The 13,496-nt window shown below is 62.4% G+C and carries 15 protein-coding genes and 1 tRNA gene; 6 read left to right on the top strand and 10 right to left on the bottom strand.

The features are described 5' to 3' along the window. Positions 1–28 precede the first annotated feature (28 nt). The 3 genes from NKJ04_RS25075 (at position 29) to NKJ04_RS25085 (ending at position 2,962) form a co-directional block, all read left to right on the top strand. Complete coding sequence (locus tag NKJ04_RS25075) at positions 29–1,564, top strand: undecaprenyl-phosphate glucose phosphotransferase (protein WP_352677775.1); 1,536 nt, start codon at positions 29–31, stop codon at positions 1,562–1,564. Then, positions 1,561–2,829, top strand: coding sequence for an O-antigen ligase family protein (locus NKJ04_RS25080; RefSeq protein WP_352677777.1), 1,269 nt, complete (start codon positions 1,561–1,563; stop codon positions 2,827–2,829). Before NKJ04_RS25075 ends, NKJ04_RS25080 begins: the two co-directional genes overlap by 4 nt. Positions 2,830–2,885: 56 nt before the next feature. Further along, a tRNA-Pro gene (locus NKJ04_RS25085) sits at positions 2,886–2,962 on the top strand. A gap of 119 nt (positions 2,963–3,081) precedes the next feature. Here NKJ04_RS25085 and NKJ04_RS25090 read toward each other — a convergent pair. Both NKJ04_RS25090 and NKJ04_RS25095 read right to left on the bottom strand, forming a co-directional pair. Continuing rightward, a complete protein-coding gene (locus NKJ04_RS25090) occupies positions 3,082–3,543 on the bottom strand; it encodes a YbaK/EbsC family protein (protein ID WP_352677779.1) in 462 nt (153 codons plus the stop codon). A 186-nt stretch (positions 3,544–3,729) separates the two neighbouring features. Continuing rightward, a complete protein-coding gene (locus NKJ04_RS25095; protein ID WP_023810249.1) occupies positions 3,730–4,014 on the bottom strand; it encodes a helix-turn-helix domain-containing protein in 285 nt (94 codons plus the stop codon). Between the two features lie 284 nt (positions 4,015–4,298). Here NKJ04_RS25095 and NKJ04_RS25100 point away from each other — a divergent pair, with 284 nt between their 5' ends. Together NKJ04_RS25100 and NKJ04_RS25105 are read left to right on the top strand one after the other, a co-directional pair. Beyond that, positions 4,299–4,913, top strand: a complete 615-nt coding sequence (locus tag NKJ04_RS25100) for a hypothetical protein (RefSeq protein ID WP_352677781.1) — start codon at positions 4,299–4,301, stop codon at positions 4,911–4,913. A gap of 494 nt (positions 4,914–5,407) precedes the next feature. After that, positions 5,408–5,632, top strand: coding sequence for a hypothetical protein (locus NKJ04_RS25105; protein ID WP_352677783.1), 225 nt, complete (start codon positions 5,408–5,410; stop codon positions 5,630–5,632). 52 nt (positions 5,633–5,684) lie between these two features. On the opposite strand, the gene NKJ04_RS25110 is transcribed toward NKJ04_RS25105, so the two are convergent. The 7 genes from NKJ04_RS25110 to NKJ04_RS25140 all read right to left on the bottom strand — a co-directional run bounded on the left by NKJ04_RS25110 (position 5,685) and on the right by NKJ04_RS25140 (position 10,429). Beyond that, a complete protein-coding gene (locus NKJ04_RS25110; protein ID WP_023810245.1) occupies positions 5,685–5,987 on the bottom strand; it encodes a hypothetical protein in 303 nt (100 codons plus the stop codon). 92 nt (positions 5,988–6,079) lie between these two features. After that, complete coding sequence (locus tag NKJ04_RS25115; RefSeq protein WP_023810244.1) at positions 6,080–6,619, bottom strand: MerR family transcriptional regulator; 540 nt, start codon at positions 6,617–6,619, stop codon at positions 6,080–6,082. Between the two features lie 124 nt (positions 6,620–6,743). After that, complete coding sequence (locus tag NKJ04_RS25120; RefSeq protein WP_013532231.1) at positions 6,744–7,067, bottom strand: integration host factor subunit alpha; 324 nt, start codon at positions 7,065–7,067, stop codon at positions 6,744–6,746. Positions 7,068–7,170: 103 nt separating this feature from the next. Further along, a complete protein-coding gene (locus NKJ04_RS25125) occupies positions 7,171–8,142 on the bottom strand; it encodes a beta-ketoacyl-ACP synthase III (protein ID WP_023810242.1) in 972 nt (323 codons plus the stop codon). Positions 8,143–8,151: 9 nt separating this feature from the next. Further along, entirely contained in the window at positions 8,152–9,222 is a 1,071-nt protein-coding gene (gene plsX, locus NKJ04_RS25130) for a phosphate acyltransferase PlsX (protein WP_023810241.1), read from the bottom strand. A 113-nt stretch (positions 9,223–9,335) separates the two neighbouring features. After that, entirely contained in the window at positions 9,336–9,884 is a 549-nt protein-coding gene (locus NKJ04_RS25135; protein WP_352556119.1) for a YceD family protein, read from the bottom strand. Then, positions 9,881–10,429 (bottom strand): ubiquinol-cytochrome C chaperone family protein, encoded by a 549-nt coding sequence (locus tag NKJ04_RS25140; protein WP_023810239.1) that lies wholly within the window; start codon positions 10,427–10,429, stop codon positions 9,881–9,883. Before NKJ04_RS25140 ends, NKJ04_RS25135 begins: the two co-directional genes overlap by 4 nt. A 114-nt stretch (positions 10,430–10,543) precedes the next feature. On the opposite strand from NKJ04_RS25140, the gene NKJ04_RS25145 reads away from it, so the two are divergent. After that, entirely contained in the window at positions 10,544–11,056 is a 513-nt protein-coding gene (locus tag NKJ04_RS25145) for an outer membrane protein assembly factor BamE (RefSeq protein ID WP_023810238.1), read from the top strand. Between the two features lie 267 nt (positions 11,057–11,323). On the opposite strand, the gene NKJ04_RS25150 is transcribed toward NKJ04_RS25145, so the two are convergent. Next, the gene (locus tag NKJ04_RS25150) at positions 11,324–13,465 is read right to left on the bottom strand and encodes a sodium-translocating pyrophosphatase (RefSeq protein ID WP_128305721.1); all 2,142 of its coding nucleotides are present in this window, start codon (positions 13,463–13,465) and stop codon (positions 11,324–11,326) included. Positions 13,466–13,496: the final 31 nt, after the last annotated feature.

Here is a 13,496-nt window from a genome sequence, read left to right on the forward strand (position 1 = left end):
ACCGGGGGGAAGCTTGCGGAAAGCCCTCATGAACGAGATCGACCCCGCGCGCCGCTTTTCAGCAGAGGCGGTGCGTAAATTCGACGGCCCGGCCGACGGCGACACGCCAAGCGGCATGAACGATGTCGCCCGCCAGGTCGCCTCGCAGTACAGGCGCGATACGATGTCGCCGATCATGGTCAGCGGTGTCCTGCGCATGGTCGAATTCGGCTTGCTGTTCCTGTCCGGACTCGCCGTCTATTTCCACTATGTCGGGTTCTTCAACTATCTCGCCTGGCAATATCCGGTGACGATCGCAGCGGGCTCGTTCCTTGCCGTGGTGCTGTTCGACGTCACCGACTGCTACCAGATCGTCGCCCTGATGCGGCCCATCGCCAATTTCGGCCGCGTGCTGCTCGTCTGGGCCGGCACTTTCGCACTGATGGCGCTGACGGCATTCGTCATGAAGATGTCGCAGGACTATTCGCGCCTATTGTTCGGCAGTTGGTTCGTCATCGGCTTCGTTCTCATCTTCGGCCTCAGGCTGGTGATGTCGAAGCTGATCCGGGCCTGGGCGCGCGATGGCCGCATGGAGCGGCGCGCCGTCATCGTCGGCGGCGGCAAGGCGGCGGAAATCCTGATCCGCTCGGTCGAAAAGCAGCCCTACAACGATATCCGCATCTGCGGCATCTTCGACGATCGCGGCGACAAGCGCTCGCCGCCCATCGTCGCCGGCTACCCCAAGCTCGGCACCATTTCGGAACTGATCGAATTCGCCCGCATCGCCCGTATCGACATGCTGATCGTATCGCTGCCGCTGACCGCCGAATCGCGCGTTCTGCAGTTGCTGAAGAAGCTGTGGGTGCTGCCGGTCGACATCCGGCTTTCGGCGCATTCCAACGCGCTGCAGTTTCGCCCGCGCGCCTATTCCTACATCGGCGCGGTGCCGATGCTCGACATCTTCGACAAGCCGATCAACGACTGGGATTCGGTCGCCAAGCGCGCCTTCGACATCGTCTTCAGCCTGATCGGCATCGTCGTGTTCTCGCCGGTGATGCTGGCGACCGCCATCGCCATCAAGCTCGACAGCAAGGGGCCGGTGCTGTTCCATCAGAAGCGGCACGGTTTCAACAACGAGATCATCGAGGTCTACAAGTTCCGTTCGATGTATACGGACAAGGCCGATCCGACCGCCAAGCAGACGGTGACCAAGAACGACCCGCGCGTCACCCGCGTCGGCCGCTTCATCCGCAAGACCTCGATCGACGAGCTGCCGCAGTTCTTCAACTCGCTGCTGGGTTCGCTGTCGCTTGTCGGCCCGCGTCCGCACGCCATCGCCGCACAGTCGCACAACCTGCTCTACAACGAGGTTGTCGACGGCTATTTCGCCCGCCACAAGGTCAAGCCCGGCGTCACAGGCTGGGCGCAGATCAATGGCTGGCGCGGCGAGATGGACACCAACGAGAAGATCCGCATGCGGACCGAGTATGATCTCTTCTACATCGAGAACTGGTCGCTGCTGTTCGATTTGCGAATCCTGTTCCTGACGCCGCTCCGGCTGCTCAATACGGAAAACGCCTATTGAGTGCGATCAGCCATGATTTGCCGCGCGCGGCGGTCAACGCCAAGCTGGTCGCGCTGATTTCGTCGGGCGCGGTCTTCCTCGGCATTCTGCTGTCCGGCTTCGTCATCAGCGAGCCGGCGCCCTATGAGCTCTACATGGCCGGGCTGATTGCCATCTGGGCGCTTTTCGGCTTGCGGATTTCCCGCGCGGCCACGCCGCTGCTGGTGCTGCTGGTGACGATGAACATCGGCGGCATGATCTCCATGACGCAGATGGCGGACCTCGCCAACACGCCGCTCTATCTCGCCGTGTCGCTGTTTCTCGCCTTCAGCGCCGTGTTCTTCGCATCGATCACCGCCGTACAGCCGAACCTCTACCGGCTGATCTTCATTGCCTATGTGGTTTCGGCCGTGGCCACATCGCTGCTTGGCATTGCAGGCTACTTCCACGCCTTTCCAGGCGCGGAGATGTTCACCAAATACGATCGTGCCGCCGGCGCCTTCCAGGACCCGAACGTGTTCGGCCCCTTCCTGGTGCTGCCCGGCATCTATCTGCTCTATCTGCTTTTGACCGGACCGGTGACACGCATGCCGCTGCTGGCGGTACCACTGCTGATCATCACCGCCGGCATCTTCTTTTCCTTCTCGCGCGGTGCCTGGGGCATGTTCGCCGTTTCGGCCGTCCTGCTCACCGGCTGCCTGTTCCTGCAGAGCGCCAGCGGCAAGTTCCGGCTGCGCGTGGTGGTGATGACGATTGCAGCATTAGCGCTGCTGGTCGTCGCCATGATCGTCATCCTGCAGCTGCCCGGCGTGTCGGAGATGTTCTCCAACCGCGCCCATCTCGAACAGAGCTACGACACCGCCCGCCTCGGCCGCTTCGCCCGCTACGGCATCGGCTTCCAGATGGCGATGGAGCATCCGTTCGGCATCGGCCCGCTGGTCTTCGGCACGATCTTCGGTGAAGACACCCACGACATCTGGCTGAAGATGCTGATGGATTATGGCTGGCTCGGCTTCGTGTCGTTCCTCGCGCTCGTCTTATGGACGATAGCAGCCGGCTTCCGCATCCTGCTGCGCGACCGGCCGTGGCAGCCCTATCTCCTGTGCGCCTATGTCGCCTTTATCGGCAATATCGGGCTCGGCACCTTCATCGACATCGACCACTGGCGCCACGTCTATCTGCTGCTCGGCCTGATCTGGGGCGCCATCGCGCTGGAATACAGCCATCAGCGGCTGTTGCGGCCTGCCTTGCAGGGCTCGCCGGCACCGGCAATCGCAGCGGGATAAAAGTCGCGGAATTCGGTTGACCCGCACGGGGTTATCACGATACATCGCGACCGGTCCGGAGTGTAGCGCAGCCCGGTAGCGCACTTGACTGGGGGTCAAGGGGTCGTCGGTTCGAATCCGGCCACTCCGACCAATTCAAAGCAGGACTTGCCCCCGAAGTCCGCCCCTCCAGATGCCCCGGTCAGCCCGGCCAAATCTCGGATCTGGGCAACCATGTCCTCTCCCATTTGAACTCCGGCTTGGGCGCCAACTCTACCCTTGGCACACATCAACCCATGCAGCCCCAATCAGCTCAACCATGCGCTGCGGCGCAATCCGCACCGCGGCATTGGTGGCGCCGGCCGCAGGCACGACCTCGTCGAATTCGCGCAGCGACACGTCGCAATAGACCGGCAGTGGCACCGGCAGGCCGAACGGGCAGACGCCGCCGACCGGATGGCTCGTCGCTTCGACAACCTCGGCGGCGTCGAGCATGCGCGGCTTGCCGCCGAACTGGTCCTTGAACTTGCGGTTGTCCAGCCTGGCGATGCCGCTGGTCACCACCAGCATGGTGCGGTCGCCGACGCGCAGGCAGATCGTCTTGGCGATCTGGGCCGGCAGCACGCCATGCGCCTCGGCCGCCAGGGCCACCGTCGCCGAGCTCGCCTGCGTGACGATGACACGGATGTCGGGCGCATGGGTGGCGAAGAAGGCACGAACGGATTCCAGGCTCATATCGAAAAACCGACGGTTCAAAAACGTTATGGACGGCGGATTACGGTCCAGCAGCAAGGGCCGCAGCACGCATAGGCACGTGCGATAGACAGATCGGCAAGTGCCAGGCTGAAGCAAAGCGCTGCGGCAGGTACAAAGAAACCCGCCAAGGGCCTTGGCGGGTTCTCTGGGATGCGTGGTGCAGATCTACGCCAGCGATCGACCTTGCGCCGCCGGCGTCGGCGCAGCCGGGGTGATCAGAGCCTCCTGGGGAAGGTGAAGCGCGGACACAATACGACGCAGCTTCGACGGGTCGGTCACTCTGCCGCTTTCGATATCCTCAATTTCGTCCACCGCCAGGCCGCATGTCAGGGAGAGCTCTTCCACGCTGTAACCGCGGGTCTCCCGCATCGCTCTGAGGGTGTTGTAATCTGGCCCGCTCCCGTTGGTTGCCGGTTCGGAGAGGGGTTCGCTTTTCGCATTATGGGGCATTGGCAACTCCATGACTGAAAGAGTTTGATCAAATGAGGAGTGTTGCCTGAGACGGTCGGGAAGATGCCCTCTCGCCGGCGATTTGCCAAGAGCCAAAAGGGCCGTCACGGGATCGTGAACCAGGCGCCTGGCGCGGCCCTCTCGCGCACACGTCGCGATCAAGTTGTTTTGAAGGTCCGATCAGCCTTTTGCCGGCAGTTTCGCCGCGCTCGTTCGTTATCTCCGGGTCGCTGGCGTGAAACCATCCGGTTCCAGCCAGCTCGTTCCCGGAAGGATTTTTTGCAATGAACCTGAAGACAGTCATGGTCGTGCTCGGCACGATTTCCAGCCTCTCCCTCGCCGGCGCGGGCGCCGCCCGTGCCGCCGACGCTCTGCGTGTGCGCGGCACGGTGGTCAGCTTTGAGCCCACGCTGCTCACCGTGAAAATCCGCCAGGGCGATACCGACGCGATCAAGCTCAAGGCTGGCTGGAAGATCTCGGGCGTCGCCAACGCCTCGGCAAAGGACATCAAGCAGGGCGATTTCCTCGGCATTGCCTCCGTTCCGAAAGCGGATGGCGGCAGCGGCGCCCTGGAGGTGGTGGTCTTTCCGGCCGCGCTGAAAGGCACTGGCGAGGGTGACCGCCCCTGGGACCTACAGCCAAACAGCCGGATGACCAACGGCACAGTCGCCGACGTTACCGACATAAGCGGGCGATCGGTCACGCTGACCTATGACAATGGCCAGACCAAGAAGATTTCGATCCCCGACACCACGCCCGTCGTGACCTTCGCGTCGGCGACGCCGACCGACCTCAAGCCGGGTGCGACGGTCTTTGTCACCGCTGAGCGGGGCAGTGACGGCGCGCTGAGCGCCAGCCGCGTCGTGGTCGGAAACAACGGCGTCGTGCCGCCGATGTAGTGGGACAGGCGGCCAATGGCCGCCTCTCGATCTTGCCGTGCATGGTGGCGGGAGGAGGCTGAATTGGGCAGAAACAGTACAGAAACAAAATTCTACAATCGGGAAATACTGACGAAAAAATTCAGGCGCGTAATTCCATTCGCGGCGGCCGGGCTATCGCCCCGATCCATACGCCCGCGAAACAAAAGGAAACGATCCATGAAGAAGTCCCTCCTCTCGGCCCTCGGGCTTGCAGTTGCATTGGCTTTCACGTTGCCCGTCATCGGTGCGACGAGTGCGGATGCCGCCCCGATGGCAAAGCATCATCGTCACCACCATCATCATCGCCACCATGTCCGCCACCACCATCATCACCGCCACCACCACCATGTGATCGGAAACAAGGCCTAAGCTCCGCAGACCGCCACCGAGAAGACCGGCCTTGGCTTCCTGTCCAAGGCCGGCTACTCCGCCCCGCGAGGCTCGATCGCGGATCGACAATTCACGCAAATCCAATGCGCGACGCCGGTGAGATCGTCGTCTATCCCGGCGCTGGCTATGGCACCACCACCAATCCGGCGTTCACCGGCGAATCGAGCGGCTCTGGCGGCTTGACCAATCCGCATTCCTGCGCCGGCGACACAGAGGTGTTGGGCGCCTCTATGCCGACACGCTCCTCGCCAGATGCCGGAGCGACAACAGACATGGCCGATCGCAAGGAAAATGACGGATCACCTTAGGGCGAGCCGTCACTTCTTCTTGCTCGTATCTGTGGGATTTGGGTTTTAGAATTCAGCGCCGGCTGAACAGCAGACTGGCGACAAGACCGAGCACCACAAGGCCGACCGCCGCGGCAGCCGCCGGATGGTCGCGGGCCGACCTCTCGATCACCCTGCCCTGTTTGCGGATTGCCGGCATGGCGTCGCGCAGGCGCCCGGCAAGATCGGAATAGGTGTCGAGCGCGGCATCGCGACCGTCCTCGTAGTAGGCGCCGCCTCGCTTCGCCACAGCCCTCTTCAAGCTGGCCAGTTCCTTGCTGAGAACCGCGACCTGCCTGTCGAGATCGATGTCCGAGAGGGTCGAAAATGATGCCATGGTATGTTTCCTTCACTTGCAGAAGGAAGCGTAACGCCTCACCCGAAGACGGGTTCCGGTTTTCGAACTATCGATGTCGCGTCGGGCTGCGGTCAGCGCACCTGGTCAAGCAGGCGCTTGCATTCCAGGAGGTCGAACAGCGCCTCCTGCAGCAAGGCCCTGTTGTCGCGCGAGAGTTTCGATGCATCCGGCTGCACCGGACCGTCCTCGTCGCTCTTGCCCAGGCCGAAAAAGCGGCGGCTGGGCTTCACCCGCGGCTGGCCGACCAGTTCGTCGTCCATGCCACGCGGCTGGGCCGCCGGCGTCAGCGGCACTTGGTCAGCCTGCCTTCGCTGTGAGATCGCCTCGACGGCGGCCATGTCGCCATTGCCGATGGCAACCAGGAAATGGTTGCCGTTCTCGCGCAACAGCTTCTGCACGCCCTTGATGGTGTAGCCCTGGTCGTAGAGCATGTGGCGAATGCCCTTGATCAGTTCGACATCCTGCGGCCGGTAGTAACGACGGCCGCCGCCGCGCTTCATCGGCTTGATCTGGTTGAAACGCGTTTCCCAGAAACGCAGCACATGCTGCGGCAGATCGAGATCTTCGGCGACCTCGCTGATGGTACGAAAGGCGTCGGGGCTCTTGTCCATGGGCGAATCCTCACGCTGGACGATGATCCGGCCTACCTGCCGAATCGGGGCTTATTTCAGCGGTTTATGAAGCAATATTCAAGCCCGGCGTCATGGCGGCGGCAGTTTTCAACCGCGCAATGGACTACTTGCCGCTTTTGGCCTTGCCGCTCTGATGGGAGCGCAAGATACGGCTCTTCAGCACATTCGACGACTTGAAGGTCATCACCCGACGCGGCAGGATCGGCACTTCCTCGCCGGTCTTGGGATTGCGGCCGATGCGTTCGTTCTTGGAGCGGACGTGGAATGTCGCGAAGGACGACAGCTTCACCGTTTCGCCGCGCACGATGGCTTCGCAGATTTCATCCAGCACCGCTTCGACGAGCTCGGCCGATTCAGTGCGCGACAGGCCGACCTTCCGGTAAACTGCCTCGGCAAGGTCGGCGCGCGTAAGTGTCTTTCCCCCCATGCGACCGTCCCATCAGCTCAAAACATAAAATTCGGCACAACAACGGCAGAGCCTAAGTAATTGATCCGTCAAGGTCAAGGACCGAAACTGGACCGTTCGGCACTTACCAGCGAACCAGGACAGCGCCCCAGGTGAAGCCGCCACCCATCGCTTCCAGGAGGACGAGATCGCCCTTCTTGATGCGGCCGTCGGCGACGGCCACCGACAGCGCCAACGGCACGGAAGCAGCCGAGGTGTTACCGTGCAAATCGACCGTAACCACCACCTTTTGCTCAGCTATCCCGAGCTTCTTGGCGGAAGCGTCAATAATTCGTTTATTGGCCTGGTGGGGCACGAACCAGTCGAGATCATCGGCCGAGATACCGGCTTGCGCGAACGTCGCCTCGATGACGTCGGTGATCATGCCGACCGCATGCTTGAAGACTTCGCGACCCTCCATCCGGAGATGGCCAACCGTACCCGTGGTCGACGGCCCGCCGTCGACGAAAAGCTTGTCCTTGTGCGTGCCATCGGAGCGCAGGCTGGCCGCCAGAACGCCATGGTCGGCGATCGTGCCCGCCCCCTCGCCTGCTTCCAGAATCATGGCGCCGGCGCCGTCGCCGAACAGCACACAGGTCGAGCGGTCGCTCCAGTCGAGGATGCGCGAGAATGTTTCCGAACCGATCACCAGGACACGCTTGGCCAGGCCGCCGCGGATGTAGAGATCGGCGGTGGTCACGGCATAGACGAAGCCCGAACAGACCGCCTGCAGGTCGAAGGCAAAGCCGTGATGCATGCCGAGCCGGTTCTGGATCTCGACGGCGGTGGCCGGGAATGTGTTGTTTGGCGTCGAGGTCGCCAGCACGATCAGATCGATGTCGGCGGGCGTGAGGCCCGCATTGGCAAGTGCGGCACGTGCCGCTGCTTCCCCGAGCGAAGCCGTGGTCTCGTCGTCACCAGCGATATGTCGCTGGCGAATACCGGTACGCTGGGCGATCCACTCGTCAGAGGTCTCGACCATGCCTTCGAAATCGGCATTCTTCATGATTCGGCGGGGCAGCGCGGCGCCCGTGCCGCGCACGACTGATCTGATCAAAGTTCTTTCCTATTCCTTTGCGTCGGTGACGACGTCGGATTTCCTAGCTGACAGGGCACGCGGGTTGCGCGCATGAAACAGGTCCAGATCGGCCTCGATGCGGTCGAGTAGGTTGTTGCGGACCATGTCATAGCCGAGTTCGATCGCGGCGGCGAACCCGTCAGAATCAGCACCGCCATGGCTTTTGACGACGATGCCGCTCAGCCCCAGGAAAACGCCGCCATTGGAGCGGCCGACATCCATCTTTTCGCGCAGGCGATCGAAGGCGCCCTTGGCGAAGATATAGCCGATCCTGGCCATCAGAGTCCGGCTCATCGCGGCGCGCAGATAGCCACCGATCTGGCGCACCGTGCCTTCCGCCGTCTTCAGCGCGATGTTGCCGGCAAAGCCTTCGGTGACGACGACGTCGACCACGCCCTTGCCGATATCGTCACCCTCGACGAAACCGTGATAGTTCATCGAGGCCATGTTGGCTTCGCGCAGCATGCGCCCGGCCTCCTTGACCTCTTCCTGGCCCTTGATCTCCTCGACGCCGACATTGAGCAGGCCGACGCTGGGCCGGGCTATGCCGAAGACCGAGCGCGCCATGCCGGTGCCGAGAATGGCAAAATCAATGAGCTGTTGCGCATCGGCCCCAATGGTCGCGCCGACGTCCAGCACCACGCTTTCGCCGCGCAATGTCGGCCAAAGGGCTGCGATCGCCGGGCGATCGATGGTGGCCATGGTGCGCAGGCAAAATTTCGACATCGCCATCAGCGCGCCGGTGTTGCCGGCGGAAATGCAGGCGTCGGCCGTGCCGGCCTTGACCGCTTCGACGGCCTTCCACATTGATGACTTCCAGCGGCCGTGGCGCAGCGCCTGGCTCGGCTTGTCGTCCATCCTGACCGCAATTTCGCAATGGAAGAATTCACTGATCTCGGCGAGCTTGGGAAATTTGGCAAGCTCCGGGCGCACGACCTCCTCACGCCCGAAGATGACGAAGCGGATGTCGGGACGACGGGTCGCGACCGTCATGAGCGCTGGAATGACCACGGCTGGTCCGTGATCGCCGCCCATGGCATCGATGGAAATCCTGATCACGCGGTATTTATCTCACGGTTAGGCGGCAGGTCGCTTTAGCGACCGCGAAGGTTCGGCGAAAATAACGGTTTTGGGCTGCCGCACAACCGACTTTTCCGTCGTGGGCGAGCTTTTCAGGATTTTCCCAGCAAGGATCGCAGTTTTTGCTGAAATTCATTCTCCGCCGGTTCGTTCTCGCTGCCGGTGTTGAGCGATGCGCCCTGCTTGCGCGGATAGGGGTCGATGGCGAGCCCGAAATACTGTTCGGCGATTGCCCCGACATCGATCGTGTCACCGGAAAATGTCTCTGGACTGTCAGGGCCTTCCGCGTCGAGCAGGATCTCGCCGCCACCATCGAAACCCTGCCGTCCAAGCTTGGAATCCTCGGGCAGCAGCAGCGCTTCGACCGGTTCGTCGATATGCGCCTCGACAGGCTCGAGCGTGACGATGCAGGCCTGGGTGATGTCGGCTTCGACGCGACCGCTTATCTTCACGCCATTGCGCTTCCACGACGCGACCAGAAGCTCGGCGCGATAGGATTCGACCGAAATCAGCCCGTGCTCCTCAGCCAGTGCCGCACGCTGCGCGGCATCGGCCTCGACAACCAGCGGCAGGCCCTTCTGCGGTAGGCGCGTAACGTTTGCCCGGAAGGAGACCGGGCTTTGCGGGTCAACATGCTTCATTGTTCAACCTCCTTGGCGGCGGGAAAGGTCAGCGTGCCGGAGACAATCGATTCGGATGTCTGCGCGGCCAGATGACTGCGCGCGTCGGTAACATAGTTGGCCAGCAGCGATGCTTCCAGCCAGGCGCCCGCGTCGGGCCGGACATTGCGGGCAAGAGCCGCGGTCAGCCCTTCATGGTCGTTTCTTTTCAGGGCATCGTCATAGGCAGCGGTTCGGCCATAAAACATCTTTGCCAGCTTTTTCATGCGTTTGGGCACGCCCACGTCGCCAATGCCCAATTCCCGCAACGAATGGTCGACGTCGAGGAAGAACTCGTCGATCAGCACCTGGGCGACCTCTTGCGCCGCACCGCCCTCCCCGCGCAACCTGTGCTGGAACAGGAACATGTGCAGCGACAGCATCTCGAAACGGCCAAGCGGCGTGTCTGGCACATTCCAGTGGGAATAAAACACGGTCTGCCGCGCCGCCGCCACGATTTGTGCGTAAAGCGCCTCGGTGATAGCGCGGTTGGCGTAGCGTTCGCGGCCAAAAAAGCGCTGGAACATTGGGGATGGTCTCCTGGGGACCGTTTGTTGAAGTGGGCTTGTTGCATCGGCAAGCAAGCTGGTTTACCGGTTTCGCGGCCCAGCGCAAGTTGCGGCCAGCTAATGGAGTTGTTATTGCGCGCGCTGAATTTCAAGTCGACCTTCTCGTCCAGGCCCGCCGGCGCGATCTCGCTGCTGATGATCGTTTCGGCACTGTCCGCCTGCCACACCTCCAAGATGATCGGCGACCTCAGCCCAAGTGAGACGCTGACGCAAGGTTACGTCATAGACCAGCAGGCAATCGACTTGGTGCCGGTCGGTTCGAGCCGCGAGCAGGTGCTTCTGGCGCTCGGCACGCCGTCGACGACCGCGACCTTCGACAACGAGGCCTTCTATTACATTTCGCAGACGCGCAAGCGCTACGTCGCCTTCGACAAGCCACGGCTGATTGACCAGCATGTGCTGGCGGTCTATTTCGGCGCCGATGGCCGCGTCACCCAGATCGCCAATTACGGGATGAAGGACGGCAAGATGTTCGACTTCATCTCGCGCACCACACCGACCGGCGGCAAGGACCAGAACTTCCTCAGCCAGATCATCAACGGTGCCAGCAAGCTGGCACCCAGCATTCCGGGCGGCGGCGTCTAATTCCTTTCGGCTTTCATTCCGGAAGCCTCATCATCTCAGGCGACCAAAAACCCGCGGGAGCGATCCTGCGGGTTTTTGTTATGGGGATCGGTCACCGGTGTGGCCGTGGCCAAGGAAACGCGAGCCGAGCCTGGATGAGATGCTTGCACACCACGCACTGGAGGACCCAGGCGAAGCGAAGCGCTGAAGGGTCGACGTTGTCATCGCTTCAACAAAAAACCCGCGGGATCGCTCCCGCGGGTTCTGTTTTCGAGTGGATGCTTTTGATCAGCCGTGCGCGAGCACGGCCAGCAGCAAGAGCGCGACGATGTTGGTGATCTTGATCGCCGGGTTGACGGCCGGGCCAGCGGTGTCCTTGTAGGGATCGCCGACCGTGTCGCCGGTCACCGAAGCCTTGTGCGCCTCGGAACCCTTGAGATGCTTGACGCCGTCCTTGTCGACAAAGCCGTCTTCGAAGGACTTCTTGGCGTTGTCCCAGGCACCGCCGCCAGAGGTCATCGAGATGGCGACGAACAGGCCGTTGACGATGACGCCGAGCAGCGAGGCACCAAGGGCGGCAAAGGCGGACGCCTTCGAGCCCGAGATCAGCAGCACGCCGAAATAGACGACGAGCGGCGCCAGCACCGGCAGCAGCGACGGGATGATCATTTCCCTGATTGCCGCCTTGGTCAGCAGGTCGACCGCGCGTGCGTAGTTCGGCTTCGAGGTGCCAGCCATGATGCCCGGATCCTCGCGGAACTGCTTGCGCACTTCCTCGACGATGGCGCCCGCCGCGCGGCCGACGGCCGTCATGGCGATGCCGCCGAACAGATACGGGATCAGACCGCCGAAGATCAGGCCAGCGACGACGTATGGGTTGGAGAGATCGAAGGAGATCTCGCCCATGCCCTGGAAGTAGGGATATTTGTCGCCATTGGCGGCAAAGAACTTCAGGTCGTTAGAGTAGGCGGCAAACAGCACCAGTGCGCCGAGACCGGCCGAACCGATGGCGTAACCCTTGGTCACCGCCTTGGTGGTGTTGCCGACCGCGTCGAGCGCGTCGGTGGACTGGCGCACTTCCTTGGGCAGGCCGGCCATTTCGGCAATGCCGCCGGCATTGTCGGTGACCGGGCCGAAGGCATCGAGCGCAACGATCATACCGGCAAGACCGAGCATCGTCGTGACGGCGATCGCCGTACCGAAGAGGCCGGCAAGCTGATAGGTCGAGATGATGCCGCCGACAATGACGATCGCCGGCAGCGCCGTCGATTCCAGCGAGACCGCAAGGCCCTGGATGACGTTGGTGCCGTGACCGGTGACCGACGCCTGGGCGATAGAGTTGACCGGGCGCTTGTTGGTGCCGGTGTAGTATTCGGTAATGACCACGATGAGACCGGTCACCACGAGGCCGACCAGGCCGCATATGAACAGGTTCTTGCCGGTGATGACCATGCCGGCGACGGTGCCGATCTCGCCCCAGCCGAGGGTGACATGGGTGGCGACGCCGAGGCCGACGATGGACAGCAGGCCGGTGACGATCAGGCCCTTGTAGAGTGCGCCCATGATCGAGCCGTTGGAACCGAGCTTGACGAAGAAGGTGCCGACGATCGAGGTCAGGATGCAGGCGCCGCAGATAGCGAGCGGATAAAGCATGGCTGCACCCAGAACGGCGGTACCGCCAAAGAAGATGGCAGCCAGAACCATGGTGGCGACAACGGTCACCGCATAGGTTTCGAACAGGTCAGCGGCCATGCCGGCGCAGTCGCCGACATTGTCGCCGACATTGTCGGCGATGGTGGCCGGGTTGCGCGGATCGTCTTCGGGAATACCGGCTTCGACCTTGCCGACGAGATCGCCGCCGACGTCGGCGCCCTTGGTGAAGATGCCGCCGCCGAGACGGGCGAAGATCGAGATCAGCGATGCGCCGAAGCCGAGCGAGACCAGCGAGTCGATGACGATGCGATCATTGGGCTGGAGGCCCATGAAGTGGGTCAGGATGAGGTAGTAGATCGAAACGCCGAGCAAGGCCAGGCCAGCAACCAGCATGCCGGTGATGGCGCCCGATTTGAACGCGATGTCGAGGCCGGCAGCGAGGCTGTTCGATGCGGCCTGCGCCGTACGAACATTCGCGCGAACGGAGACATGCATGCCGATGAAGCCGGCGGCGCCTGAAAGCACTGCACCGATCAGGAAGCCGATCGCGGCGGTGATGGACAGCAGCCACCAGGCGAGCACGAGGACGACGACGCCAACGATGGCGATGGTGGTGTACTGACGCGCCAGATAGGCCTGTGCGCCCTCGCGGATAGCCGCGGAGATTTCCTGCATGCGTGCATTGCCCTGATCGGCCGCAAGGACCGAACGTGTCGCCCAGATGGCGTAAAGGATTGAAAGCAGGCCGCAGGCGATGACGGCGGAAATAATTGTCATTGCCGGATTTTCCTCGATTGATGGCCCAAAA

This window comes from Mesorhizobium sp. M0618 (assembly GCF_040320765.1).
GTDB lineage: Bacteria > Pseudomonadota > Alphaproteobacteria > Rhizobiales > Rhizobiaceae > Mesorhizobium.